Origin of the sequence: Pseudarthrobacter oxydans (assembly GCF_034258515.1) — a bacterium.
Taxonomy (GTDB): Bacteria; Actinomycetota; Actinomycetes; order Actinomycetales; family Micrococcaceae; genus Arthrobacter.
Genome location: NZ_CP139438.1, coordinates 1,717,957 through 1,742,713, shown reverse-complemented (window position 1 = coordinate 1,742,713; position 24,757 = coordinate 1,717,957). Strand labels below are relative to the sequence as shown.

The following is a 24,757-nucleotide window of genomic DNA, read 5'->3' as shown; positions in this document are numbered from 1 at the left end:
ACATTACCCCCAACACGGCATCCGGCGTTAGGTTTTGGTCTCTCAAGTGCAAGTAGTCAGCATCAGCAGCCTTAAGGGTGGAGTCGGCAAGACTTCCGTCACCACAGGATTGGCGTCTGCGGCGCTGGCCGCGGGCATCAGCACGCTGGTGGTGGACCTTGATCCGCACGCGGATGCCACCACTGCGTTGGGAGTCCAGCCCGGCGACCAGCTGGATATCGGCCGGATGCTCAAGAGTCCCCGCCGGGCAAAGCTGTCCGAGAACGTGGTGCGCAGCAGCTGGACCGCCAGGGCCCAGTCCAACGGCTCCGGCTCCGCCGTACTGGACGTCGCCGTCGGCTCCGCCTACACCGGCATCTATGACCGGCCGGACCTGGGCCGCCGCGACCTGCGCAGGCTCTCCTCTGTCCTGGCTACCGGGGACGACTACCAGCTTGTCCTGGTGGACTGCCCGCCGTCCCTGAACGGCCTGACCCGGATGGCCTGGTCCGCCAGCGACAAGGTGGCGCTGGTTGCCGAGCCCGGCCTGTTCTCGGTGGCCGGCACCGAGCGGACCATGCGGGCCATCCAGCTTTTCCGCCAGGAGTTCGCCCCCAACCTCTCCCCGGCAGGCATCGTGGCCAACCGGGTGCGGTCGGGTTCCTCGGAACACGCGTACCGGCTTGCGGAGATGGAGTCCATGTTCGGAGAACTCCTCCTGAGCCCGCGGATTCCGGAACAGGCCAACTGGCAGCAGATCCAGGGCGCCGCCCACCCCGTGCACCACTGGCCCGGTGATTCCGCGAAGTCCGCTGCGGCCCTGTTCGATGAACTGCTGGCCAACCTGATGGCTGTCGGCAGCGGCCTGCGCAGCCGCGCCAGGTAGGGCAACTCGCCTGGTTAACAGCCAAGGGGCCGCCCTCCGGATGGAGAGCGGCCCCTTGCTCAATATTTCAGCTGATCTTGCGCGCTGCCCTGCGCTTGCTCAGTTCGTCGTCCGGAAAAGACGGCTCAGCGGCATGCTCGCTGGGAAGCGAGGCCAGGCTGCCCTCCACCTCACGCCAGACCCGTCCGACGGCAATGCCGAACACACCTTGGCCGCCCTGGACGAGGTCGATGACCTCGTCAGCGGAGGTGCACTCGTAGACGCTCGCGCCGTCACTCATCAGGGTGATCTGGGCGAGGTCTTCGACGCCGCGTTCCCGCAGGTGTTCCACGGCGGTGCGGATTTGCTGCAGCGATACCCCGGTGTCCAGGAGCCTCTTGACGACTTTCAGGACCAGGATGTCGCGGAAGCCGTACAGTCGCTGGGAGCCGGAACCGGCGGCGCCGCGGACCGCGGGCTCCACCAGGCCGGTGCGTGCCCAGTAGTCGAGCTGGCGGTACGTGATGCCGGCCGCCTTGCATGCGGTGGGCCCGCGGTAGCCCGCGTCCTCATCCAGCACAGGAAGGTCTTCGGTAAACAGGAGGCCCTGGGCACCGCTCGCCGGCACAGCAACACCAGCCGTGGGCTGCTTCAGCCCGCCTGCTTCACCTTTGGGACTCACCTGGATCCTCCTTGTCATACGCTCCCGGGGAAACTGCTGCAGCAGCAGTGCATGAAGACCATGCATGTAATTTTCGCGGGGCGCACTTTCCAGTGTGACTTGCGCGGCTGCCGTAAGCAATGGGAACTCGATACTTCGACGTTAGGCCCGGGGGGTCGCAAGGTCAAAGACCCTGCAGGGTTATTAGGGGCGTGTCGAAAGATTCACCCTCAACATTAACCTTAACGTGACCTCAGCCGTCGAAATCCTCGGGCTCAACATCGTCCAGGAACTCCCGGAACCGGCGCAGTTCGCGCTCTTCATCAACGGTGGGACCGGGTTCCGTGTCCTCGCCCTCGTCATGCTCGGTGATGCGGACTCCGGCCTCATCCATGACTGAATCCGCGCACCAAATCCGGCACTTTGCGCGCAGGGCTATGGCCAGCGCGTCCGAGGCCCGCGAACTGACTGTTGTCCCGTTCTCGAACTGCAGCTGGCCGTAGAAGATGTTGTCCTCCACCGCAACGATGTTCACGCTGACCACCGAGTGCCCCAGCGACTCCACGACGTCCACCAGGAGGTCGTGGGTCATGGGGCGGGGCGGGACCACGCCCTGCTGGGCAAGGGCAATGGCACTGGCTTCAGGCGTCCCGATCCATATGGGGACGTGCCGTTCCCCGTGCATTTCCCGAAGCAGGACCAGTGGCTGGTTGGAAGGCAGTTCGATGCGAACGCCCACAATCTCGACTTCAATCATCAGATGTCCATGCGTGAGATATGGTCCTGCACCAAGGCACGGTGCAGGGTGAGGCAGAGGTCGCTAATCTCACGGGCGGCCTCAGCTGCCCGTGCCTGGGACGCGGAGTCCTTGCGGGACGCCAATGGCGCCACGACGCGCTCCACCAAGCCAAACTCCCGTTCCGCAGCCGCCTGGAAGGGGCGGAGGTGGCGGGGTTCAAGCCCGTGGCTCTCCAGCTGGACGCAGGCGCGCGCCACCTGGAGGGCGTGCTCATCGAACTGGCCATTGCTGTGGCTAATCAGGCCGAAACTCAGGAGGGACTGCAGCAGCGGCACACTGGCACCGGATTCCGTGCGGAGCTGCTCTTCCGTAAGCTTGCGCCCCCGGTTCTGCAGTTCCGCCGCCAGCTCATCCGAGACGATGCGCGGGGACACCACGACGCCGGGCGGGAGGTTCTCGGGGCGTTCGCCCCTGTCGATGGCATCGAGGTAGTCCTTGATGACTTTCAGGGGGAGGTACTGGTCACGCTGCAGGGCCAGGACGAACCGCAGCCGCTCGACGTCGCCGTCCGAGTACTGGCGGTAGCCCGCCGGTGTCCTGCGCGGGTTGATGAGCCCTTTTTCCTCAAGGAACCTGATCTTGGACGCAGTCATGCCGGGAAAGTCCCCGCTGAGCTGTGCGAGGACTTCCCCGATGTTGAGGACCTGGGGTCCCCGGCGTTCCGGTTGTGCCATTGCCACAGGCAGCGGTCCCCGGTTCAGCCGCGGCCTGCAGCGTTGGCAGGGCTCATGTAGAAGGTGAGGCGGAACTTGCCGATCTGGACTTCGCTGCCGGACTTGAGCTCCACGCTGTCCACGCGGTCGTGGTTGACGTAGGTGCCGTTCAGGCTGTTTTTGTCCACCACTTCGAAACTCCGGGCGGTGCGCCGGAACTCGACATGGCGGCGGGAAACGGTGACGTCGTCCAGGAAGATATCCGCATCCGGGTGCCGTCCGGCCGTGGTGACATCGGAATCAAGCAGGAAGCGGGCGCCGGCGTTGGGGCCGCTGTGCGCAACCAGCAGTGCTGACCCGGCCGGGAGCGCCTCAACCGAGCTGCGCTCATCGGACGAGAGTTTGGGGGCAATCGTGGGCTCATCCCTCACCGGGGTGAGATGGATCGAAGTAGTCTCCGACGCCCTGGCCGCACCCGAGCCGTGTTCCCCGTCGGCAGGGTTCTGTGTGTGGCCAGCCATGGACTCCTCCTCTTTCCGTTGCTGCCCTCAGGCCTGCAACCAACATCTGCCCTCCGGACCTGCAACGCAGGCCCGGTCCCGGCCCGCCGATCCGGCCGCTGACGTGCGAAGACGTTCTGCCTTCACGGCGGGGCCGGACCGGAAATACCGGTTAGCTTTAGCCTACCTGCTGTTCGTACTCCGATGCACTGAGCAATGATTCAACGGCGTCAGCTTCGGCGAGCTTGATCTCAATGAGCCACCCTTCACCGTAGGGATCTGTGTTGATCAGCGCGGAATCGGTGTCCAGTGACTCGTTGCGGGCCACAACTTCGCCGGTTACAGGGGCATAGATGTCGCTGACGCTCTTGGTGGACTCCACCTCGCCCACAACTTCGTTCGCCGTAATCTTGGTGCCAACTTCAGGCATCTGGGCGTAGACAACGTCCCCGAGTGCGTCCTGGGCAAAGTCGGTGATGCCTACCCGGACCACGCCGTCGGCATTGGGGGCGGTGACCCACTCGTGTTCGGCTGTGTAGGACAGATCTTCGGGAATGTTGCTCATCAGGGGCCTTTCATCGGGTCGAACACCAATGTCAACGGGGCCCCGGAACGGGCCGCCGCTGAAAGTATAGGCACATCTGCCCGGGCGTTCGGCGGGGTTTCTGCCAAGATGGGACGCATGAGCGCATGCACAGCCGGCGTCCACGTCGGGGAAGGCAGCTAGCGGATGCCTGAGCTGCCCGAGGTCGCCGGCCTTGCCGGGTTCCTGAGTGACCACCTGCAGGGAGCGGTCGTGTCAAAAGTGCAGATCGTTTCCTTCGCCGTCCTCAAGACGGCCGATCCCCCGTTCAGCGCCCTCGAGGGCAGGACCGTCACAGGCGTACGGCGCTTCGGCAAGTTCATCAGCATTGACACCGGCGGCATCTCCTTCGTCTTTCACCTGGCCAGGGCCGGCTGGGTCCGCTTCACGGACTCCCCCACCGACGCCCAGCTGAAAATGGGAAAAGGGCACATCGCCGCCCGCCTTGCCTTCACCGGCCCCGGGGGCCCGCGCGGCTTCGACCTCACCGAGGCCGGAACGAAGAAGAGCCTTGCGGTCTACGTGGTCCGGGATCCGCAGGAAGTGCCGGGTATAGCGTCGCTGGGGCCGGACCCCTTCGCTGAGGCGTTCGACGCCGACATGCTGGCTGAGATCCTTGCCGGCAGCTCCCAGCAGATCAAGGGGCTCCTGCGGAACCAGGGCGTCATCGCCGGGATTGGGAACGCCTACAGCGACGAGATTCTGCATGCGGCAAGGATCTCCCCCTTTGCCACGGCCAAGTCCCTGGACCGCGGAACCGTCCAGGTCCTGTACGACGCCATCCACACCATCCTTGGCACGGCGATGGCCGAGGCGCAGGGCAAGCCGCCCAAGGACCTGAAGGACGTCAAACGGAGCCACATGCGCGTCCATGCGCGGGCCGGTCAGCCGTGCCCCGTGTGCGGAGATACTGTCCGCGAGGTTTCCTTCGCCGATACCGCCCTGCAGTACTGCCCCACCTGCCAGACCAAGGGCAAGATCCTGGCTGACCGCAGGACCTCTAAGTTCCTGAAGTAGGAAGATCCGGCAGCCAAGCTGGTAGATGTCGACCGTCATTGTGGACGACTTGGCTGCGGAAATGAGGCCTTGGTCCTGCAACAGCGTACCGCCCGCGGTCATCCGCTCGAACATGACATGGGACCCCGGAACGCGGCAACTGCGGCAGCACCGCGGACGGGGTGTCGCGGGTGATCTGATTGCGATTCGGGACCTCTGCCCCTGCCCGGGCATGCCCCTGGGGCGTAGCGTCTTGACCAAGGCTCGCATGTCTCGGTCAGCACGAAGGGGTCACAATGCGCCGGTCTCGATCCGCCGTCCTCGGAATGGCCTTGGCCCTCGCCCTCGGCGGGGGCCTCGGGGGCACGGCCTTGGGGCCGCCCGCGTCCGCCGCATCAGCGGTGGCTGCGCAACGGAGCGTTCCGGCGTCGATGGTGGTCGAGCAGGCCGGCGACGACGCGATCCTCCAGCACTATGAGCAGCTCGGCGGCAGCGCATCGTTTCTCGGCACGCCAGTCGGCAGCGCGTACGACGTCGCTGGGGGCCGCGCCCAGGACTACACCGGCGGCACGATCTACTTTAGCGCCGGCACCGGAGCGTACGAGGTCCACGGAGCCATCCGCGGACGCTACCTGGAGCTCGGCGGACCGGCCGGCTTCCTGGGCTTCCCGCTCACCGACGAGACCTCCACCCCCGGCGCCGCTGGCCGCCACAACAACTTCGCCGGAGGGGCGATCTACTTTAGCGCCGGCACCGGAGCGTACGAGGTCCACGGGGCCATCCGCGGACACTACCTGGAGCTCGGCGGACCGGCCGGCTTCCTGGGCTTCCCGCTCACCGACGAGACCTCCACCCCCGGCGCCGCTGGCCGCCACAACAACTTCGCCGGAGGGGCGATCTACTTTAGCGCCGGCACCGGAGCGTACGAGGTCCACGGAGCCATCCGCGGACGCTACCTGGAGCTCGGCGGACCGGCCGGCTTCCTGGGCTTCCCGCTCACCGACGAGACCTCCACCCCCGGCGCCGCTGGCCGCTACAACAACTTCGCCGGAGGGGCGATCTACTTTAGCGCCGGCACCGGAGCGTACGAGGTCCACGGAGCCATCCGCGGACACTACCTGGAGCTCGGCGGACCGGCCGGCTTCCTGGGCTTCCCGCTCACCGACGAGACCTCCACCCCCGGCGCCGCTGGCCGCCACAACAACTTCGCCGGAGGGGCGATCTACTTTAGCGCCGGCACCGGAGCGTACGAGGTCCACGGGGCCATCCGCGGACACTACCTGGAGCTCGGCGGACCGGCCGGCGTGCTTGGATTCCCCGTGACGGATGAGACCGGCACCCCCGACGGGGTCGGTCGGTTCAACCACTTCAGCGGCACGAACGCCGGCTCGTCGATCTACTGGTCGCCTGCCACGGGAGCCCACGAGGTGTACGGAGCCATCCGAGCCCAGTGGGTGGCCCTCGGTTGGGAGCGCAGCCGGCTCGGCTACCCGATCAGCGGCGAGTACAGCATCACGGGCGGCCGCCGCAACGACTTCCAGCACGGTTCTATCCTGTGGCACGCGGCCAGCGGCAGGATCGAGGTCATCTACACCAGCGTCCCGTCGGCGCTCCTAGGCGTGGATCTTGAGCGCATTCCGACCACGCAGAAGGTTGTCGCACTCACGTTCGACGCCGGCGCCAACGACGCCGCCCTCCGATCGATCCTCGCCACCCTCGCAGCCCACGGCGTCCCGGGCACGTTCTTCCTCACCGGAGACTGGGTCAACCAGTTCCCCTCCAACCCGGCGCTGATCTACAACGCGGGGCATCGGATCGGCAATCACTCCATGACCCACCCAGATTTCACAACCCTGACCGACGCCCAGATCGCGGCCGAGATCAGCAGCGCGCAGAGGACCATCGAGGCCGCTGGAGGAGACCCGCGCCCGTTCTTCCGCTTCCCCTTCGGCGCCCGCGATTCCCGCACGATCGCAGACGTCAACGCCGCTGGCTACGCGGCGGTCCGGTGGACCGTTGACACCCTGGGCTGGCAAGGCACCATGAACGGAACGCGCGGCCCGAGCTTCATCGTCCAGCGCGTCCTGGCTTCCGCGCAGCCCGGGGAGATCGTCCTCATGCACCTCGGCTCCAACCCGGACGACGGCTCAACGCTCGACGCCGCGGCCCTCCCAGAGGTGATCTCCCAGCTCCGGGCGGCAGGCTACGGCTTCGTCACCCTCGACGCCGCCCTCGGCTAGCTGGCCCCTGTGCAGGGCACCCCTCGGGCGGCGGCGGATGGTGATCCCGCCGTGGGTGCCGATCGTCAGGTTGGTCGGGCTCATCGCGTCATCACGGGAATCCCGCCAATGCAAAAAGCCGCGGAAACCCTGAAGTTTCCGCGGCTTTGTGGTCGGGCTGACAGGATTTGAACCTGCGACCCCTTGACCCCCAGTCAAGTGCGCTACCAAGCTGCGCTACAGCCCGCTGGTTCCGCCGTTCTCCGCTGAGCTGAACCCTCAAATCACTCCGAGGATTTCACCAGCAGTCCGGCCGAACCACCTAGAAGAGCTTACACGATTCCGGAGGGTGCCAGTGACACTTTCCGGCTTCCGGCGCTCCGCGTGTTGCGGAGATCACCGGAATCAACGCTTCTTGCCCCGCTTTTCCCGGACCCGCATGCTGACCTCGATGGGGGTGCCCTCGAAGCCGAAGGTTTCCCGGAGGCGGCGGGTGATGAAGCGGCGGTATCCCGGGTCCAGGAATCCGGTGGTGAACAGCACGAACTTCGGGGGCCGGCTGGACGCCTGGGTGCCGAAGAGGATGCGCGGCTGCTTGCCGCCTCGGACGGGGTGCGGGTGCGCGGCAACGAGTTCGCCGAGGAAGGCGTTCAGGCGGCCGGTGGCGATGCGCTTGTCCCAGTTCTCCAGTGCCAGGTCCAGGGCGGGAACCAGGCGGTCCTTGTGCCACCCGGTCTTGGCAGAGATGTTCACCCGGGGTGCCCAGTTCACGTGAGCCAGGTCCTGTTCGATTTCACGTTCCAGGTAGCGCCGGCGTTCGTCGTCGAGCAGGTCCCATTTGTTGAACGCCAGCACCAGGGCACGGCCGGACTCAATGGCGAGCTGCAGGATCCGGACGTCCTGCTCGCTGAGGACCTCATCCACGGCGAGGAGCACGACGGCGACCTCCGCCTTTTCGAGTGCGGCCTGGGTCCGCAGGGAGGCGTAGAAGTCCGCCCCCTGCGCCATGTGCTGGCGGCGGCGGATGCCTGCCGTGTCCACGAAGCGCCACGTCCGGCCGCCGAGTTCGATGAACTCGTCCACGGGGTCGCGGGTGGTTCCGGCCGTGTTGTCCACCACTACGCGCTCGGTGCCTGCCAGCTTATTCAGCAGCGAGGACTTGCCCACGTTGGGGCGGCCGATCAGGGCAATGCGCCGCGGGCCGCCGGAACGGTCGGTTCCCTCAATGGTGGAGAACTCTGGGAGCACGTCCATCACGTGGTCCAGCAGGTCCGCAACCCCGCGGCCGTGCAGCGCCGACACCGGGTAGGGCTCACCAAAGCCCAGGCCCCACAGGGTGGCAGAGTCCGCTTCCTGCGCAAAGTCGTCCACCTTGTTGGCCACCATGATGACCGGCTTCTTGCTGCGGCGGAGCATCTTCATGACGCCTTCATCGGTGGCCGTAGCCCCTACTGCGGAGTCCACCACGAAGAGCACGGCGTCGGCGAGTTCAACGGCCATCTCGGCCTGCTCGGCCACGCGGGCGTGGATACCGCGGGCATCGTGTTCCCAGCCGCCGGTGTCCACGAGGGTGAAGTTGCGTCCGTTCCAGCTGGCGGAGTACATGACGCGGTCGCGGGTGACACCGGGGGTGTCTTCAACCACTGCTTCACGTCGGCCCAGGATGCGGTTCACGAGGGTTGACTTGCCCACGTTGGGGCGTCCGATGATGGCCAGGACCGGATCAAGTTTGACGGGGCCGTCGAAGTCCTCGTCGCCGTACTCGCCGCTGAGCAGTGCGGCGTCTTCCTCGTCGAGGTCATAGTCCTCCAGGCCCGCCCGGAGGGACGCGGCGCGGAGCTCGGCCTCCTCGTCGTCAATGGCAGCCAGCCGTTCGGCCACCTGGTCCGTGCCCGTGGGCGTGTAGTCGTCTTCGCCGGCGCCGGGGTGGCCGGGAGTTTGAGTCGTATCGCTCATTGCACTGTCCTTAGTGGTCATCTGCCGGCGTCCCGGCTACTGCTGTTAAGTCTTTATGGGCATCTGCCGTGGGCAGGGGCTGCCCGCTGAGTTGAACGGAGTCCTGGACGTGCCCAGCCAGCGCAGCGCGGATTTCCAGCGCCGCCCTGTCCATTGAAGCACGCCCGCTTTCCCCGGCCCTGCGGCCAAGGGTGAGGGCATTTCCGAAGCTGACGTGGAAACGCCTGCCCGGCCGTGGCACTGAATCAAGGTGTTCGTCGCCTCTGCGCGTACCCAGGATGGCCACCGGAACCACCGGCGCTCCGGAGTTCAGCGCCAGCCAGGCCACGCCGCCGTTAATGTCCGCAGCCGCCCCGCTCCCCCGGGTACCTTCGGGAAGGATCCCTACGCACCGTCCGGCGTCGAGCACTTCCTTGCAGCGCTGCAGTGCCGCGCGGTCGCCCCTCCGGTCCACCGGCAACTGGCCGGAGGCGTTGAGCACCCGGCCGAGGAATCCCTGGAACATTTCCTGCTTGACCAGGATGTGCATGGGCCGTGGCGAGGCACCGAACATGACCGGCCCGTCCAGGAAGCTGATGTGGTTCGCGGCGAAAATCACCGGGCCTCCGGTGGGCACGTTGTCCTTGCCCGTGACGGTGGTCCGGTACACCAGATGGTCGAGGATCCAGCCCACAGGCCTGCTCCACGTCATGGTCAGCCCGGACGGGACACCCCGCTTGCCGTCAGTCACGGTTGAGGGCCTTCGTGACGATCACCAGGGCCGCTGCTACGGTCTGCTCGAAGTCGAGGTCCGATGAGTCCAGCGTGACAACCCCGGAGGCCGCCTTCGTGAAGTTCACCACCGTGGAATCCTTCGCGTCGCGGTGGGTCACCTGGGCCGCCAGCTGCTCGGCGTCCTGGGTGCCGCCGAGCTGCATCCCGCGCCGGCGCAGCCGCGCTTCCTCGCTGGCGGTGAGCAGCATGCGGACTTCCGCCCCGGGCGCGACGACGGTGGTGATGTCCCTGCCTTCCACCACCATGCGGCGGTGGTGCTTTTCGATCAGCTCCCGCTGGCGGCGGATAAGTTCAGTCCGGGCGCCGAGGGTGGTGGCCACAGCGCTGACGGCCGAAGAGATTGCCGGTTCGCGGATGGCGTCAGTGACGTCCACGCCGTCAACCCGGACGTAGTCGTCGTGCGGGCTGGTGCTCAGGTCCAGTACCAGGTCCCGGGCGGCCTGCTCCACGGCTGCGGCGTCGTCGAGGTCGATTCCCCTGGCGACGCAATCCCAGGTCAGGGCGCGGTACATCGCGCCGGTGTCCAGGTAGGCGAGCCGGAGCCTGCGGGCCACTTCCTTGCTCACGCTGGACTTGCCGGAGCCGGAGGGGCCGTCAATGGCCACCACCAGCGGCCGTCCGATGCGGAGCGCGGGCATGGTGTCGAGAAGTTCCTGTGTCATTACTGAAGTACCCGCCATCCGCGGTCGTTTAGTGCTTCGATCAGGTGGTCGTGCTTGTTCGGCAACACGGATATTTCCACCATACCCACGTTTTGGCCGGACGAATGGTCAAGGCGGAGGTCCTCCAGGTTGACGCCGATCTCCCCGATTTCGGTGAGGAGCCGGGCGATTTGCCCCGGTTTGTCATCCACCAGGACGGTCAGCCAGGAGTATGCCTGCGGCGGTCCGCCGTGCTTGCCCGGAATGCGTGCCTGGCCGGCATTGCCTTCGCTCATGAGCTGGGCGAGGTCCAGCCTCGCCCCAGGCGCTGTGGGCTCTTCCAAGGTGCCAATCAGCCGGTTGAGGTCATCCCGGACGCCGTACAGGATGTCCACCACCTTCGCCGCGTTGCCGCCAAGGATCTGGACCCAGAGGGCGGGATCGCTGGCAGCAATGCGGGTGACGTCGCGCAGGCCGTTCCCGGCCAGGGACAGCGCGTGCAGGGGTGTCCCCTGCAACCGGCTCGCCACCAGCGACGACATCACCTGGGGCAGGTGCGAGACCAGGGCCACGGCTTCGTCATGTTCGTCGGCCGTGAACTGGGAGACGACGGCGCCCAGGTCTGCGGCCAGGGACCGGGCCGTCTGGAGGGCGGCGGCGGAGGTCTCCTCCGACGGACACACCACCCACGGCATCGAGGTAAACAGCTCGCCGCGCGCAGCTACGGGACCTGATTTTTCCCGTCCGGCCATGGGATGGGTTCCCACGTAGCGGGAGAGGTCAACGCCGCGGCGGCGCAGCTGGCCCAGGATCTCAGCCTTCACGCTGGCGATGTCCACCACAACCGAGTCAGGGTACTCGGACAGGGCTGCTGCCACGACATCGGCCGTGACGTCCGGCGGAGCGGCAACCACCACGAGCTGCGGAACCCTGCCATCCAGCTCAGCCAGTGGCCGGCCCGCTCCGATATCCACGGCGACCGCCTGGTTGGTGGGCGAGGGGTCGGACAAGAACACGGGCACGCCGCGCCCGCGCAGCCCCAGCCCGATGCTGGTGCCCAGCAGTCCGGTGCCAAGGACCACGACCGGACCGTCCAGGTGCCCGCGGCCCTGGCTGTGGAAAGCGGACATGCCTCAGAGCCCTACGGATGCCAGCAGGTGGCCGACTTCCTGCTTGCCGAGGTTGCGGATGCTGCCCTGTCGCTGGTCTCCCAGGCCGATGGGGCCCACCTTCACGCGGACCAGCCGCAGGACCGGGAAGCCGACGGCGTCGAACAGGCGGCGGACAATGCGGTTCTTGCCGGAGTGCAGCACTACCTCGATCAGGACGTGGCCCGGAGTGGAGTCGACAAGCCGGAAGGAGTCCACGGACGCAAAGCCGTCCTCGAGTTCCACACCCTCCTTGAGCTGCGCGCCAATCCCCTGCGGGAAGGGACCGCGGACCTGCACGAGGTAGGTCTTGGGAACCTCGTAGGAAGGGTGCGTCAGGCGGTTGGCGAGTTCGCCGTCGTTCGTCAGCAGGAGCAGGCCTTCGGTGGCGACGTCGAGGCGGCCAACGTGGAACAGGCGTTCGCCCTTGTTCTTGCTGTTCTTGAGGAAGTCGCTGATGCAAGGACGCCCCTCGGGGTCCTCCATGGTGGAAACAACGCCCTTGGGCTTGTTGAACACCATGTACACCAGGTCCTCATCCAGCTGGATCCGCAGCCCGTCCACGTGGATGACGGCGGTCTTGGGGTCGACGCGGACGCCGAGTTCGGTGACCACCTGGCCGTCCACTTCCACACGGCCCTCGGCGATCATCTCTTCGCAGACGCGGCGGGAGGCAACCCCGGCCGAGGCCATGACCTTCTGCAGGCGCACGCCGTCGGCGTCGTGAAGCTCCGACTGGGGAACATCGCCCCGCGGGCCCTTCTTGCGGGACGGCCTGCGCACCGGCCCCAGGTTCTGGCCGAAGCGTTCACTGCCGAACGCGCGGGAGGCCGCGGCGCCCGGGGCGCCGGTGCGTGGCTTCGGCTTGAGGGCGCCGGGAGTGCCCGGTGCTTTCTTGGCCCCGGGTTTGCGGGCTGCAGGCTTCCGGGAGGACGGCCTGGCCGCCTTTGGATCAACCGCGCCGCGGCCCTGCTGCGGGCCGTCCGAAGCCAAATCCGGATCGATGAAGCGCTCCTCGCGCGGCTTGGGTGCGCGTTGCGGGCGGTCGCTGCCGAACCCGCCGCCCCGCTTGGGGGCACCGCTGCGGAACCCGCCCGCTGAACTCCCACCCTGGGAGGTGTTGCGCTGTGTTCTGTTTCGTTCCGAACCGTTGCGTCCCGAACTGTTACGTGGTGAACCCTGGCGTCCCGCCTGTGTCATGACCCGTCCTTCAATTGTTTGGCCGGAAAGGTGTCCACAGACAACCTTAACCAGCCGTGCAGAAATAGTCTGCCCTGATAAATACTCTTTGCCCAGGCCGGGCGAACCCGCCTAGATCCCGTCGGCGTCGTAGTACTCCGCGATGCCGTCCAACCCTGGAAGGTGTGGAGACAGCTGCGGCAGCTCGGCCACCGAGCCGATTCCCATCCGCTCCAGGAAATACGATGTGGTCCGGTAGAGGATGGCCCCGGACTCCGGGTCCGTTCCCGAATCCTCGATCAACCCGCGCTGGGCGAGTGTCCTGACCACAGAGTCGACATTGACGCCCCGAATTGCGGACACCCTTGCCCTGGAGACAGGCTGCCGGTACGCGATGACCGCCAGCGTTTCCAAGGCCGCCTGGGTGAGCCTGGCCGTTTGCCCTTCCAGCACGTACTTGCCGACAATGTCGGCGAATTCCGCGCGGGAATAGATCCGCCAGCCACCGGCGATGTTCCGCAATTCAAAACCCCGGGGGCTGGAGCCGAAACCAGCGGCGCTGGCTTGTTCCATATCCGGGGCTTTAACAGTATAGCCGGTATACTCGCGCTGAAGTTCGGCCAGCAGGGTGCTGACCGTTTCAACGGTCAGCCCAAGCCCGGCAGCCAGTTCTTCCTCTGTTGCCGGCTGGTCGATGACCATCAGCACGGCCTCGATGGCAGCCTTGGCCCCGCCGGGAAGGCTTTCGAGGTCCACCTCCCCTTGGCGCATGGCTTCGGTAGCTTCCTTGGTCACAGCTGCTCCTCGAATTCTTCGCTCAGGTTCTCCGCCGACCACTGCCGGCCGCCGGCTGTCCAGTGGACGGCAAGGTCGGCCAGCGGCGAAAGCTGGTCGAAGGAGACTGCCTTGTCCCGGAATAGCTCCAGCAGCGCCAGGAACCTGGCCACCACCACCAGGGTGGACTCGGCGTCCGCAATGATGGCCCGGAAAGTCAGCGGCGATTCCTGCTGGAGCCGCAACCCCACGATCTCTGCCTGCTCCTTGACGCTGACATTGCCGCCGTGGAGGTGGGCCAGCCCGACCTCCGTGGGTTTGGGCGCCTTGGGTTGCAGCGCCGCTTCGGCCATGGCTGCGAACTGTTCGGGCGTGTGCTTCCAGACGAGTTCAGGGAGCATCGCCGCGAAGTGTTCCTCCAGCGCAACCTGCCGGGGAAAACGCCGTGCTTCCTGGTGCAGGGTTGCGCCCAGGAGCCCGGCCACATGCTTAAAGGCCTTGTACTGGAGCAGCCGGGCGAAGAGCAGGTCCCTGGCTTCGAGCAGGGCCATGTCCTCATCGTCTTCCACTTCCCCGGCGGGAAGGAGCCTGGCAGCCTTGATGTCCAGCAGTGTCGCGGCGATCACCAGGAATTCACTGGCTTCGTCAAGGGCCCAGTCCTCGCCCAGTTCCTGCAGCTTCCGGATGTACTTGATGAATTCGTCGGTCACCGTGGCGATGGCCACCTCGGTGATGTCCAACTGGTGCTTGGCGATCAGCCCCAGCAGGAGGTCGAACGGACCCGTGAAGTTGGCCAGCCGCACCTCGAAGCCGGGCTTGGTTTCGGCCACGGCGTGGCTAGGGTGCGCCGCCGCGCGAGATCAGCTCTTTGGCCAGGCGGCGGTAGGCGTCGGCGCCCACGTGGTTGCCGGCGTAGCTCGTGATCGGCTCGGCGGCCACGGTGGCGTCCGCGAACTTGATGGAGCGCTTGATGACGGTCTCGAAGACCTTGTCGCCGAAGGCCTCCACCAGCCGGGTGATGACCTCGCGGCTGTGCAGCGTCCGTGCGTCGTACATGGTGGCAAGGACGCCATCCACCTGCAGGCGCGGGTTGAGGCGGTCCTGCACCTTGTCGATGGTTTCCACCAGCAGCGCCACGGCGCGGAGGGCGAAGAACTCGCAGATCAGCGGAATGATGACGCCGTGCGCCGCGGTGAGCGCGTTGACGGTCAGGAGCCCGAGGGAGGGCTGGCAGTCGATGAGGACGACGTCGTAGTCGTCCTCGACTTTCTTGAGGGCCCGGTCCAGGACCTGCTCGCGCGCAACTTCATTGACGAGCTGGACTTCGGCGGCGGAGAGGTCGATGTTGGCCGGCAGCAGGTCGACGTTCTCAACGCCGGTCTGGTGGATGGCGTCGCGGATGTCCACTTTGCGGTCCATCAGCACGTTGTAGACAGTGAGGTCCAGCTCGTGGGGATTCACGCCGAGGCCCGCCGAAAGCGCACCCTGGGGATCGAAGTCGACCAGGAGGACGCGGCGGCCGTATTCCGCCAGCGCCGCGGCGAGGTTGATCGTTGAGGTGGTCTTGCCGACGCCGCCCTTCTGGTTCACCATGGCGATGACCCGGGCCGGACCGTGGGAGGACAGCGGCGCGGGTTCCGGAAACTCGCGGTATGGGCGCCCGGTGGGCCCCATCACCGCGTTGTCCAGGTCAAATTCCGTGCCCTCCAGAGTTGCCGAACCCTGTTCGCTGCTCACGTATCTATCCACACTTTCGATGACGGTGATTTCCTGCCGCTGATTGCCAGCGCCGTTCCTTCTTCTTCCCAAGGTTACAGCGACCGACACGGCATTCGAGGGAACTTGACTTTCGGCCCATGTTGAGCCTTGACCCTCTAGCTGAGGTCGAAGGTTACCGCTCCGCAGACAAGGAACCGCCCCCGCAGCGCTTGCTGCGGGGGCGGTTGCCTGTTGGCCGGAGTGGTCAGGCATTGGCCGGAACCGGGCGGGCTTCAGCCTGCTCCGGAGCGGCTTCACCGTGGTGGTGGGCCAGCATGGTTGCTTCGTCGAAGGGTTCCTCGCCGGAGAGGACGCTGTTGACCTGTACGCCGTCGATCTCCTTGACCCACGTGCCAATCAGGACGGTGGCTACGGCGTTGCCGGTGAAGTTGGTCAGGGCGCGGGCCTCGGACATGAACCGGTCGATGCCCACGATCATGCCTACGCCGCCCAGCAGCTCGGGCTTGTGGGCCTGGAGGCCGGCAGCCAGCGTGGCGAGGCCGGCACCGGTGACACCGGCTGCACCCTTGGAGGCAATGATCATGAAGATCAGCAGGGAGATCTGGGCGCCCAGGTCCAGCGGCGTGCCCATGGCGTTGGCAACGAACAGGGAGGCCATGGTCAGGTAGATGGCCGTGCCGTCAAGGTTGAACGAGTAGCCGGTGGGCACCGTGACGCCAACAACGGGCTTGGAGACACCGAGGTGTTCCATCTTGGCGATCAGGCGGGGCAGGGCAGCTTCAGAGGAGGACGTGGAGAAGATGAGCAGGTATTCGCGGCCCAGGTACTTCATCAGCTTGAAGATGTTGACGCCGGTGACAACCTTGAGCAGGCCGCCCAGGATGATCACGATGAACAGTGCGCAGGTGATGTAGAAGGCAGCCATCAGGGTGAACATGCTGACGATGGCCTGGAAGCCGGTGGCTCCCACGACGGCGGCGATGGCACCGAAGGCACCCACGGGGGCGAGCCACATGATCATGATCAGGATGCGGAACACGAGGACCTGGCCGTGGCCGACGGCCTTGAGGATGGGAGCGCCCTGCGGGCCCATCTTCTGGAGGGCGAACCCTACGAGGATGGCGGCAAAGAGGGTGGGCAGGACCGGAATATCTCCCGGAATGATGCCAAGGAGGAAAGCAACGGTGCTGTCTACTTCCGCCTTCTTGTTGGGGTCGTAGGGGGCCAGCTTCAGGCCCTCACCCGGGTGGATCAGGTTGCCCACCACCAGGCCGATGGCGAGCGCGAACGTGGACATCAGGATGAAGTAGCCCAGCGCCAGGCCGCCTACCTTGCCCACCGTGGCAGCCTTCGCGATCGAGCCGATGCCCAGGACGATGGTGCAGAAGATGACCGGGGCGATCATCATCTTGATGAGTTTGATGAACCCGTCGCCGAGCGGCTTGAGGGACTTGCCGACCTCCGGGAACATCAGGCCCACCACGGCGCCCAGGATCACGGCAGCGATGACGGCGATGTACAGGTAGTGCGATTTGTCGATGCCCTTGCGCCGCGTCTTCACGGTGTCAAGCGACTCTCCTCGTTGAGAAGCCATGATGTGTCTCCTTGTATGGATAATCTGATAGACGCTGCGGCACAGTATCTGGGCTCAACACGTCCTCCGGTGTGATATCCATCATTGGGTACGCCGTGACCCAGCTCACCGTTGCGTTCATATTGGTCGTGGAAGGTGCGTGGGAGGTACGGATGATCCACCCCTGGAGTATCGCCCGCCGGCTCTTCGTGGCGAACCTGCTAATTGTGGTGGTATTCATCGCCATCGTTGGTTCAGCCACCTACGTTGACGCCCGTGACCGCGCCTATGACGAGGCCGGCATGCGCATGGCGGGGATCGCCGCTTCGATCGCAGCCAGCCCGCTGGTGCTGGAGGCAGCTGCCGGACCGGACCCCTCAGCCGTCCTGCAGCCCTACGCCAGCGACGTTATGTCTGCTGCCGACGTCGACTTCGTGACCATCATGGCTCCCGACCGGACCCGCTGGACGCACCCGCGGGAGGAGGAAATCGGCAGGCCTTACATCGGCTCGATCGACGCCGCCTTGCGGGGTGAGCAGTACACGGAAGTGACGGCGGGGACGCTGGGCCCGTCAGTGCGGACGATTGTCCCGGTCAAGGATGAGGCCGGCAATGTGAAGGCGCTGGTGGCGGCGGGTGTCACGGTGCGCACGGTGGATGTTGCGTTCGCGGGACGCCTGCCTGCCCTGCTGGCGATTGGCCTTGCCCTGCTGCTGGGAGGCTCGCTGGCCTCCTGGCTGCTGGGCCGGTATCTTCGCCGGGTCACCCGCGGCTGGGGGCCGGAACAGCTCTCGCAGTTGTTCGCATACTACGAGTCCGTCCTGCACTCGGTCCGGGAAGGGCTGATCCTCATCGATGCCAAGGGCCGCGTGGTGATATACAACGACCACGCGGCCGAACTGCTGGGCCTTGGGGGATCCGGCAGCAAGGACCCCACCCGGCCGCCGACACTGGCGGAGCTGCCGCTCGAGGAGGAGCTCCGGGAGCTGTTCGAGTCGGGGCGGACTGCCAAGGACGAAATTGTCCTTACCGGCTCGCGGGTCCTGGTGGTCAACCAGGGACCGGCCAAGGCGCCCGGGGTTCCGGGGAACCGCGGCAGGTCAGCCGTCTACGGCACGGTGGCCACGCTGCGGGACCGGACCGAGATTGAGGCGCTGGGCAACGAGCTTGAAACCATGCGCACCCTCTCCGGAGCGCTCCGGGCCCAGACCCACGAGCACGCCAACAGGCTCCACACGATGGTCTCGCTCCTGGAACTGGGCCGGACCCAGGAAGCCCTGGACTTTGCCACCCGGGACCTGGAACTGAGCCAGCAGCTGACCGACGACATGGTCAGCTCGGTGGATGAGCCCGTGCTGGGTGCCCTGGTCATGGGCAAGGTGGCTGAAGCCCACGAACGCGGCGTCCAGCTGGACGTTGCCACGCTGGGTTCCGGTAGTGTGGCGGGAGTTGCGGTGCAGGACCTGGTCACCATCCTGGGAAACCTGCTGGACAACGCGATTGACGCGGCAGCAGACGCTCCTCCGCCGCGGCGGGTGCAGCTGACAGTGGAGTCGGACGAGGAAGGGCTGGACATCGCCGTCCACGATTCCGGCGCCGTGCTGGACTCCCAGGCAGCGGACAACATCTTCCGGCACGGCTTCAGCACCAAGCCTTCCGGACCCGGCGGACGGGGCATCGGGCTGGCGCTGGTCCGGCAGGCAGTACACCGCCTGGGCGGTACGCTGACCATCAACGGACGGCGCGGAGCGAAGTTCGAAGTATTTCTTCCCGCAGCGGTGTCCCCGCAGAAGGAGCACACACCGTGAGCAACATCCGGGTCCTCATCGTTGAGGACGAGGCCATCGCATCAGCCGCACACGCGGCCTACATCGGGCGGTTGCCGGGCTTTGAACTGGCCGGAAGAGCTCCTGACGGCCAGTCTGCCCTCCGCCTGCTCGGCGAATTTTCCGCCGCAGGCAACCCGGTGGAGCTGGTCCTCCTGGACATGAACCTCCCGGACCTCCACGGGCTGGACATTGCGCGGCGCATGCGGGCGGCCGGCATCCTGGCGGACATCATCGCCATCACGGCCGTGCGGGAACTGGCGATCGTCCGGAGCGCGGTGGCCATTGGGGTGGTCCAGTACCTGATCAAGCCGTTCACCTTCGCCACTTTCGCCGACAAGCTGGAGAGCTACCGGCAGTTCCGGCAGCAGCTCGCAGGCCATGACGCGGGATCCGGGAAAACCGGCGCGTCCCAAAGCGAAGTGGACCAGGCTTTCGCCAGCCTGCGGGCGCCGTCGGAACTCCCCCTGCCCAAGGGCCTCTCGGTTTCCACGCTGGGCTCAGTGCAGGACTTCGTCAAACAGCAGCGCGATGCCGTCTCGGCCACGGAAGTCATGGACGCCCTCGGCATGTCCCGTGTCACTGCGCGGCGCTACCTGGAGTATTTGGCCGATGCAGGTACGGTCTCCAGGACTGCCCGCTACGGCACCCCGGGCAGGCCGGAGAACGAGTACCGCTGGAGCGGGCGCTGAACTGCGCCGGGATCTCACCCTGCCGTGGGGCGGAGGATCCCGATGAGCTGGTCTATCACCCCGGCGTCCTCGATGGTGGACGGCACCGTGTATTCCCCGCCGTCGGCAATCTGGCGCATGGTCTTGCGGAGGATCTTTCCTGACCGGGTCTTGGGCAGGGCATCCACCACAGTAACGTGCTTGAAGTCTGCCACGGCCCCGATATCCCGGCGCACCAGCGCCACCAGGTCCTTTTCCAGGACGTCCTGCGGCACGTCGACCCCGGACTTGAGCACAACATAGCCGCTGGGACGCTGGCCCTTCAGCGGATCCGCCAGGCCGATCACCGCGCACTCGGCCACGGCCGGGTGCTGCCCAATGACCTGTTCCATGGCGCCCGTGGACAGCCTGTGCCCCGCAACGTTGATGATGTCGTCGGTCCGCCCCATGACGAACACGTAGCCGTCCCCGTCCTGGTAGCCGGAGTCCCCGGTGGCGTAGCAGCCTTCGAAAGCCTGCAGGTAGGAGGAGATGTAGCGTTCGTCGTCGCCCCAGAGCGTTGCCAGCGTCCCGGGCGGCAGCGGCAGGTCCAGCACAATGTTGCCTTCGCTTCCGGGCCCCAAGTCCTCCCCGAGTCCGTCCACGATGCGGAGTTTGAACCCCGGCATGGGAACGCTGGGCGAACCCGGTTTGATCGGCAGCTCTTCCAGTCCCCGGGGATTGGCGCAGATCGCCCAGCCCGTCTCCGTCTGCCACCAGTGGTCCACCACGGGAACACGCACCGTCCGCGAGGCCCAGTGGAACGTGTCCGTGTCCAGCCGCTCCCCTGCCGTGAAGAGGGTGCGCAGGCTGGAAATGTCGTAGGCGCCCAGCAGGGCTGCTTCCGGGTCCGCCTTCCGGATGGCCCGCAGTGCCGTGGGCGCCGTGAACAGGACGTTGACGCCGTGGTCCTGGACCACGCGCCAGAAAGCGCCGGCATCCGGGGTTCCGACCGGTTTTCCCTCGTAGAGGACCGTTGTGGCGCCGGCCAGCAGAGGGCCGTAGACGATATAGGAGTGCCCCACTACCCAGCCGACATCCGAGGCGGTCCACATGACGTCCCCCGGACCGATGCCGTAGATGTTGTCCAGCGTCCAATTGAGGGCGACGGCGTGTCCGCCGTTGTCCCGGACCACGCCTTTGGGCGTCCCGGTAGTACCCGAGGTGTACAGGATGTACAGCGGATCCGTAGCAGCGACATCCACCGGCCCGGCCGGTTCGGCGGCGGCCATTTCAGCATCCCAGTCCAGCCAGCCGTGCTCCGCTGCCGTGGCGGCGAAACCTTCCCGTGCCGTGACAATAACGGGGAGATCCGGCACGCCGGCCAGGGCGAGGGCGTCCGCGACGGCGGGGAGGTATTCAATGCGGCGCGACGGTTCGATTCCGCCCGAGGCAGTGACCACGAGGGCGGGGGCGGCGTCCCGAATGCGGGACGCAAGCTCCTTTGGGGCGAATCCGCCAAACACCACTGAATGCACTGCCCCAAGCCGTGCAGTTGCAAGCATGGCAATGGCGGCCTCGGGAATCATCGGCATGTAGATCACCACGCGGTCGCCCTTGCCCACGCCGCGGTTGCGGAGGGCCCCGGCAAAGCGCGCCACGAGGCCGGTGAGTTCCGCGTAGCTAAACCGGCGCTGGATGCCAAGCATGGCCGAATCGAAGATCAGGGCATCCTGGTCCCCCCGGCCGGCCTCCACATGGCGGTCCAGGGCGTTGTAGGAGGTATTGAGGACACCGTCGGGAAACCAGCCGTACAGCGGCGCTTTACTGGAGTCCAGGGCGCGCCGGGGCTGCGTTGACCAGGAGACCCTTGCGGCCGCGCTGAGCCAAAACTCCCCCGGCTCCCTGAGGCTGTGTTCGTACGTGTCCCGATAGCTGTTGGTAACCATGAAGCGCATCCCGTCCACGACATTGTGATGACGCCATGCTAGCCCGGCCGTCGGAGGGAAAACAAGAGCAATGTATACATGCGTGGCGAATTTCTGCCACAGTTGCGTCCAGGGGCTGGTTTTTGTCCGTGTTCTGTATACACTGGAAAGGTCAAACCACCGAAGGAGGCAACGATGCGCGCCAGCGACAGGGCCTACGAAGCGCTGCGCGATGACATCACCGAGTGGCGCCTCCTGCCGGGCACGGTGCTGGCAGAGGTGGAGCAGTCGGAACGCCTTGGCGTCTCGCGCACGCCCCTCCGGGAGGCGCTGAGCCGTCTCACGGCGGAAGGGCTGACGACGACGGCCGGCAGCCGCGGCGTCGTCGTCACCGACGTTTCACTCGACGACATCGACGAACTTTTTGAGCTCCGCGAAACACTGGAGTGCAAAGCGGCAGCGCTCGCAGCCGAACGCGGCGACTCTGCCGTGTTCGTGCAGTTGCAGAAGGAATTCCTCGAAGCACCCGCCCTCATCGATGGCAGCGACCCGGGCCGGCACGCTTATTACGAGCTCGCGGGGCGCCTCGACGCGGCCATCGATGCTGCTGCTTCCAACTCCTACCTGGCCCAGGCCATGCGCGGCCTGCGTGTGCACCTGGTCCGGGTCCGCAGGCTTGCCGCCGACGACGCGCACCGGCTCACTGCCGCTGCCGCCGAGCACGCGGCCATCGCCGAGGCCATCGCCGCCGGAAACCCCCGGCTGGCCGAGGCAGCCACCACGCTCCACCTGCACAGAAGCCTTTCACACGTCAAAAACACGCACACGCCCCACGACAAGGAGCACCATGGTTAAGGAAAACCACGTCCGCGTTTACAAGAGCGAGGAAAACCTGCCCCGCGAGGAGCAGCTCGCCTACAAGATCGCCAAGGTAGCCACCGATCCCGTCCCGGTCACCGACGAGGTCACAGACATGGTGATCAACCGGGTGATCGACAACGCCTCGGTTGCCATCGCGTCCTTGAACCGCAGCCCCATCGTGGCCGCCCGGGCCCAGGCGCTGGCGCATGGTCCCAGCACCGGGGGCCAGGGGGCCAAGGTCTTCGGTATCGGCGAGCGCGTTTCCCCCGAATGGGCGGCATGGGCCAATGGGGTGGCGGTGCGCGAACTGGACTACCACGACACCTTCCTGGCGGCCGACTATTCGCACCCTGGCGACAACATCCCGCCGATCCTTGCCGTTGCCCAGCACACCGGGGCCAGCGGACACGACCTGGTGAGGGGCATCGCCACCGGGTATGAGATCCAGGTGAACCTGGTCAAGGCCATCTGCCTGCACAAGCACAAGATCGACCACGTGGCCCACCTGGGCCCGTCGGCTGCGGCGGGCATCGGCACGCTCCTGGGGCTCGACGTCGAGACCATCTTCCAGTCCGTGGGACAGGCACTGCACACCACCACCGCCACGCGGCAGTCGCGCAAGGGCGAAATCTCCACCTGGAAGGCGCACGCTCCGGCGTTCGCAGGGAAGATGGCCGTGGAGGCCGCGGACCGTGCCATGCGGGGCCAGACCTCGCCCGTGCCGATCTATGAAGGCGAGGACGGGGTGATCGCCTGGATGCTGGACGGCCCGGACGCCTCGTACATGGTCCCGCTGCCGGAAGCCGGGGAGGCCAAGCGCGCGATCCTGGACACGTACACCAAGGAACATTCCGCCGAGTACCAGGCCCAGGCCTGGATCGACCTCGCGCGGAAGCTGAACCGTGAGCACCCCGAGGCTACCGACCCCGCGAACGTGAAGTCCGTGCTGATCAAAACGAGCCACCACACGCACTATGTGATCGGCTCCGGCGCCAACGATCCGCAGAAGTACGATCCCAAGGCCAGCCGGGAAACCCTGGACCACTCCATCCCCTACATTTTCACGGTGGCACTGCAGGACGGCGCGTGGCACCACGTGGACTCCTACGCCCCCGAACGCGCCGCACGCCCGGACACGGTGGACCTGTGGCAGAAGGTGAGCACCGAGGAAGATCCTGAGTGGACGCGGCGCTACCATTCGCTGGACATTGCCGAGAAGGCCTTCGGCGGTTCCGTGGAGATCATCCTGGCGGGCGGCACAGTCATCACGGACGAGATCGCCGTGGCCGACGCCCATCCGCTCGGCGCGCGCCCCTTCGGCCGGGAGCAGTACGTCAACAAGTTCCGCACCCTCGCCGCCGGACTGGTGGAGGAAGCGGAAATCGAAAGGTTCCTCGCCGCCGTCGAACGCCTCCCGGAACTCGCCGCCGGCGAACTGGACCAACTGAACATCACTGCGGCGCCGGGGGTCATCGACCTGGGCGCGGCACCGAAGGGCCTGTTCTGATGCTGTACTCCAAGACCACTCCGGAGCAGAAGCGGATCCGGTTCCGGGAACTCCTGGCCTCCGGGACCATCCAGCAGTTCCCGGGCGCCTTCAACCCGCTCTCGGCACGGCTGATCGAGGAGAAGGGCTTCGCCGGCGTCTACATCTCCGGCGCCGTGCTGGCCAACGACCTCGGCCTGCCGGACATCGGCCTGACCACCCTCACCGAAGTCGCCACCCGCGCCGGACAGATCGCCCGCATGACGGACCTGCCCGCCATCGTGGATGCGGACACCGGCTTCGGTGAACCCATGAACGTGGCCCGCACCGTCCAGGAAATCGAGAATGCCGGGCTGGCCGGGCTGCACATCGAGGACCAGTTCAACCCCAAGCGCTGCGGCCACCTCGACGGCAAGAACGTGGTGGACCTTGAGACTGCCACCAAGCGCATCCGCGCCGCGGCCGATGCACGCCGCGACCCGAACTTCCTCATCATGGCCCGCACCGACATCCGCGCCACCGACGGACTCGCCGCAGCCCAGGACCGGGCCCGCGCCCTCGTGGATGCCGGTGCGGACGCCATTTTCCCCGAAGCGATGGCCACCCTGGACGAGTTCCAGGCCATCCGCGACGCCGTGGACGTGCCAATCCTGGCGAACATGACGGAGTTCGGAAAGAGCGAACTCTTCACCGTCGACCAGCTCGCCGGGGTGGGCGTGAACATGGTGATTTATCCGGTGACCCTGCTCCGTAGTGCCATGGGCGCTGCTGAGCGTACGCTGGACTCGATTAAGGCTGAGGGAACACAGGAGGCACAGGTGGGCAGCATGCTGACCCGTGCGCGGCTGTACGACCTCGTTGACTACGAGGCCTACAACCGCTTCGACACCGGGGTCTTCAATTTCCAGGTCCCCGGGAAGCACTAAAAACCACCACCGCCGGCCGCGGCCGGCATCCGAAAGGCGACAGGAACAAGGGAGTTTCAGC

23 protein-coding genes and 1 tRNA gene are annotated in these 24,757 nt (G+C 66.3%); 8 read left to right on the top strand and 16 right to left on the bottom strand.

Translation table 11 applies throughout. From position 1 onward, the window contains the following. Nucleotides 1–46: 46 nt before the first annotated feature. Entirely contained in the window at nt 47–865 is an 819-nt protein-coding gene (locus SMD14_RS07920; RefSeq protein ID WP_321215911.1) for a ParA family protein, read from the top strand. A 67-nt stretch (nt 866–932) separates the two neighbouring features. Here SMD14_RS07920 and SMD14_RS07915 read toward each other — a convergent pair whose 3' ends face one another. From SMD14_RS07915 to gcvH, 5 genes are all read right to left on the bottom strand, one after another. Then, nucleotides 933–1,526, bottom strand: coding sequence for a MerR family transcriptional regulator (locus SMD14_RS07915; protein ID WP_321215910.1), 594 nt, complete (start codon nt 1,524–1,526; stop codon nt 933–935). 232 nt (nt 1,527–1,758) lie between these two features. Beyond that, nucleotides 1,759–2,262, bottom strand: coding sequence for a bifunctional nuclease family protein (locus SMD14_RS07910; protein ID WP_013600629.1), 504 nt, complete (start codon nt 2,260–2,262; stop codon nt 1,759–1,761). Continuing rightward, nucleotides 2,262–2,978, bottom strand: coding sequence for a MerR family transcriptional regulator (locus SMD14_RS07905; RefSeq protein WP_104997481.1), 717 nt, complete (start codon nt 2,976–2,978; stop codon nt 2,262–2,264). The genes SMD14_RS07910 and SMD14_RS07905 overlap by 1 nt, the downstream gene beginning before the upstream one ends. A 23-nt stretch (nt 2,979–3,001) precedes the next feature. Further along, nucleotides 3,002–3,478 (bottom strand): FHA domain-containing protein, encoded by a 477-nt coding sequence (locus SMD14_RS07900; RefSeq protein ID WP_157238525.1) that lies wholly within the window; start codon nt 3,476–3,478, stop codon nt 3,002–3,004. Nucleotides 3,479–3,635: 157 nt separating this feature from the next. Next, nucleotides 3,636–4,022 carry a glycine cleavage system protein GcvH gene (gene gcvH, locus SMD14_RS07895; RefSeq protein ID WP_157238526.1) on the bottom strand — a complete coding sequence of 129 codons (387 nt, stop codon included), beginning with the start codon at nt 4,020–4,022 and terminating at the stop codon, nt 3,636–3,638. A gap of 165 nt (nt 4,023–4,187) precedes the next feature. Here gcvH and SMD14_RS07890 point away from each other — a divergent pair, with 165 nt between their 5' ends. After that, nucleotides 4,188–5,057 carry an Fpg/Nei family DNA glycosylase gene (locus SMD14_RS07890; RefSeq protein WP_157238527.1) on the top strand — a complete coding sequence of 290 codons (870 nt, stop codon included), beginning with the start codon at nt 4,188–4,190 and terminating at the stop codon, nt 5,055–5,057. 275 nt (nt 5,058–5,332) lie between these two features. Further along, nucleotides 5,333–7,276 carry a polysaccharide deacetylase family protein gene (locus tag SMD14_RS07885; protein WP_321215909.1) on the top strand — a complete coding sequence of 648 codons (1,944 nt, stop codon included), beginning with the start codon at nt 5,333–5,335 and terminating at the stop codon, nt 7,274–7,276. A 149-nt stretch (nt 7,277–7,425) separates the two neighbouring features. Here SMD14_RS07885 and SMD14_RS07880 read toward each other — a convergent pair. From SMD14_RS07880 to SMD14_RS07835, 10 genes are all read right to left on the bottom strand, one after another. Beyond that, nucleotides 7,426–7,502, bottom strand: a tRNA-Pro gene (locus tag SMD14_RS07880). Nucleotides 7,503–7,660: 158 nt separating this feature from the next. After that, entirely contained in the window at nt 7,661–9,211 is a 1,551-nt protein-coding gene (gene der / locus SMD14_RS07875) for a ribosome biogenesis GTPase Der (protein ID WP_157238529.1), read from the bottom strand. A gap of 10 nt (nt 9,212–9,221) precedes the next feature. Next, entirely contained in the window at nt 9,222–9,902 is a 681-nt protein-coding gene (locus SMD14_RS07870) for a 1-acyl-sn-glycerol-3-phosphate acyltransferase (protein ID WP_157242547.1), read from the bottom strand. A 31-nt stretch (nt 9,903–9,933) separates the two neighbouring features. Further along, nucleotides 9,934–10,647, bottom strand: a complete 714-nt coding sequence (gene cmk, locus SMD14_RS07865) for a (d)CMP kinase (protein ID WP_157238530.1) — start codon at nt 10,645–10,647, stop codon at nt 9,934–9,936. After that, nucleotides 10,647–11,756 carry a prephenate dehydrogenase gene (locus SMD14_RS07860; RefSeq protein ID WP_157238531.1) on the bottom strand — a complete coding sequence of 370 codons (1,110 nt, stop codon included), beginning with the start codon at nt 11,754–11,756 and terminating at the stop codon, nt 10,647–10,649. Before SMD14_RS07860 ends, cmk begins: the two co-directional genes overlap by 1 nt. Before the next feature lie 3 nt (nt 11,757–11,759). Continuing rightward, nucleotides 11,760–12,974, bottom strand: a complete 1,215-nt coding sequence (locus tag SMD14_RS07855; RefSeq protein ID WP_157238532.1) for a pseudouridine synthase — start codon at nt 12,972–12,974, stop codon at nt 11,760–11,762. A gap of 111 nt (nt 12,975–13,085) precedes the next feature. After that, the gene (locus SMD14_RS07850; protein WP_157242548.1) at nt 13,086–13,724 is read right to left on the bottom strand and encodes an SMC-Scp complex subunit ScpB; all 639 of its coding nucleotides are present in this window, start codon (nt 13,722–13,724) and stop codon (nt 13,086–13,088) included. 20 nt (nt 13,725–13,744) lie between these two features. After that, a complete protein-coding gene (locus tag SMD14_RS07845; RefSeq protein ID WP_321215908.1) occupies nt 13,745–14,557 on the bottom strand; it encodes a ScpA family protein in 813 nt (270 codons plus the stop codon). Nucleotides 14,558–14,564: 7 nt separating this feature from the next. Then, nucleotides 14,565–15,464: a ParA family protein gene (locus SMD14_RS07840; protein ID WP_013600617.1), complete on the bottom strand. Its 900-nt coding sequence runs from the start codon at nt 15,462–15,464 to the stop codon at nt 14,565–14,567. A 226-nt stretch (nt 15,465–15,690) separates the two neighbouring features. Then, nucleotides 15,691–17,040: a cation:dicarboxylate symporter family transporter gene (locus SMD14_RS07835; RefSeq protein ID WP_321215907.1), complete on the bottom strand. Its 1,350-nt coding sequence runs from the start codon at nt 17,038–17,040 to the stop codon at nt 15,691–15,693. 152 nt (nt 17,041–17,192) lie between these two features. Between SMD14_RS07835 and SMD14_RS07830 the strand changes: the two genes are divergently transcribed. Together SMD14_RS07830 and SMD14_RS07825 are read left to right on the top strand one after the other, a co-directional pair. Next, nucleotides 17,193–18,827 carry an ATP-binding protein gene (locus SMD14_RS07830; protein WP_321216239.1) on the top strand — a complete coding sequence of 545 codons (1,635 nt, stop codon included), beginning with the start codon at nt 17,193–17,195 and terminating at the stop codon, nt 18,825–18,827. Then, a complete protein-coding gene (locus tag SMD14_RS07825) occupies nt 18,824–19,537 on the top strand; it encodes a response regulator (protein WP_321215906.1) in 714 nt (237 codons plus the stop codon). The genes SMD14_RS07830 and SMD14_RS07825 overlap by 4 nt, the downstream gene beginning before the upstream one ends. 14 nt (nt 19,538–19,551) lie before the next feature. Here the strand turns inward: SMD14_RS07825 and SMD14_RS07820 are convergent, their stop codons facing one another. Beyond that, entirely contained in the window at nt 19,552–21,444 is a 1,893-nt protein-coding gene (locus SMD14_RS07820; protein WP_321215905.1) for an AMP-binding protein, read from the bottom strand. Nucleotides 21,445–21,618: 174 nt separating this feature from the next. On the opposite strand from SMD14_RS07820, the gene SMD14_RS07815 reads away from it, so the two are divergent. From SMD14_RS07815 to prpB, 3 genes are read left to right on the top strand one after another with little or no spacing between them, the layout of a single operon-like run. Continuing rightward, on the top strand, nt 21,619–22,278 hold the full coding sequence (locus SMD14_RS07815) for a GntR family transcriptional regulator (RefSeq protein ID WP_157238536.1): 660 nt from the start codon (nt 21,619–21,621) through the stop codon (nt 22,276–22,278). Next, nucleotides 22,271–23,791, top strand: a complete 1,521-nt coding sequence (locus tag SMD14_RS07810) for an MmgE/PrpD family protein (RefSeq protein WP_321215904.1) — start codon at nt 22,271–22,273, stop codon at nt 23,789–23,791. Before SMD14_RS07815 ends, SMD14_RS07810 begins: the two co-directional genes overlap by 8 nt. Further along, nucleotides 23,791–24,696, top strand: a complete 906-nt coding sequence (gene prpB / locus SMD14_RS07805; protein ID WP_157238538.1) for a methylisocitrate lyase — start codon at nt 23,791–23,793, stop codon at nt 24,694–24,696. Before SMD14_RS07810 ends, prpB begins: the two co-directional genes overlap by 1 nt. Nucleotides 24,697–24,757: the final 61 nt, after the last annotated feature.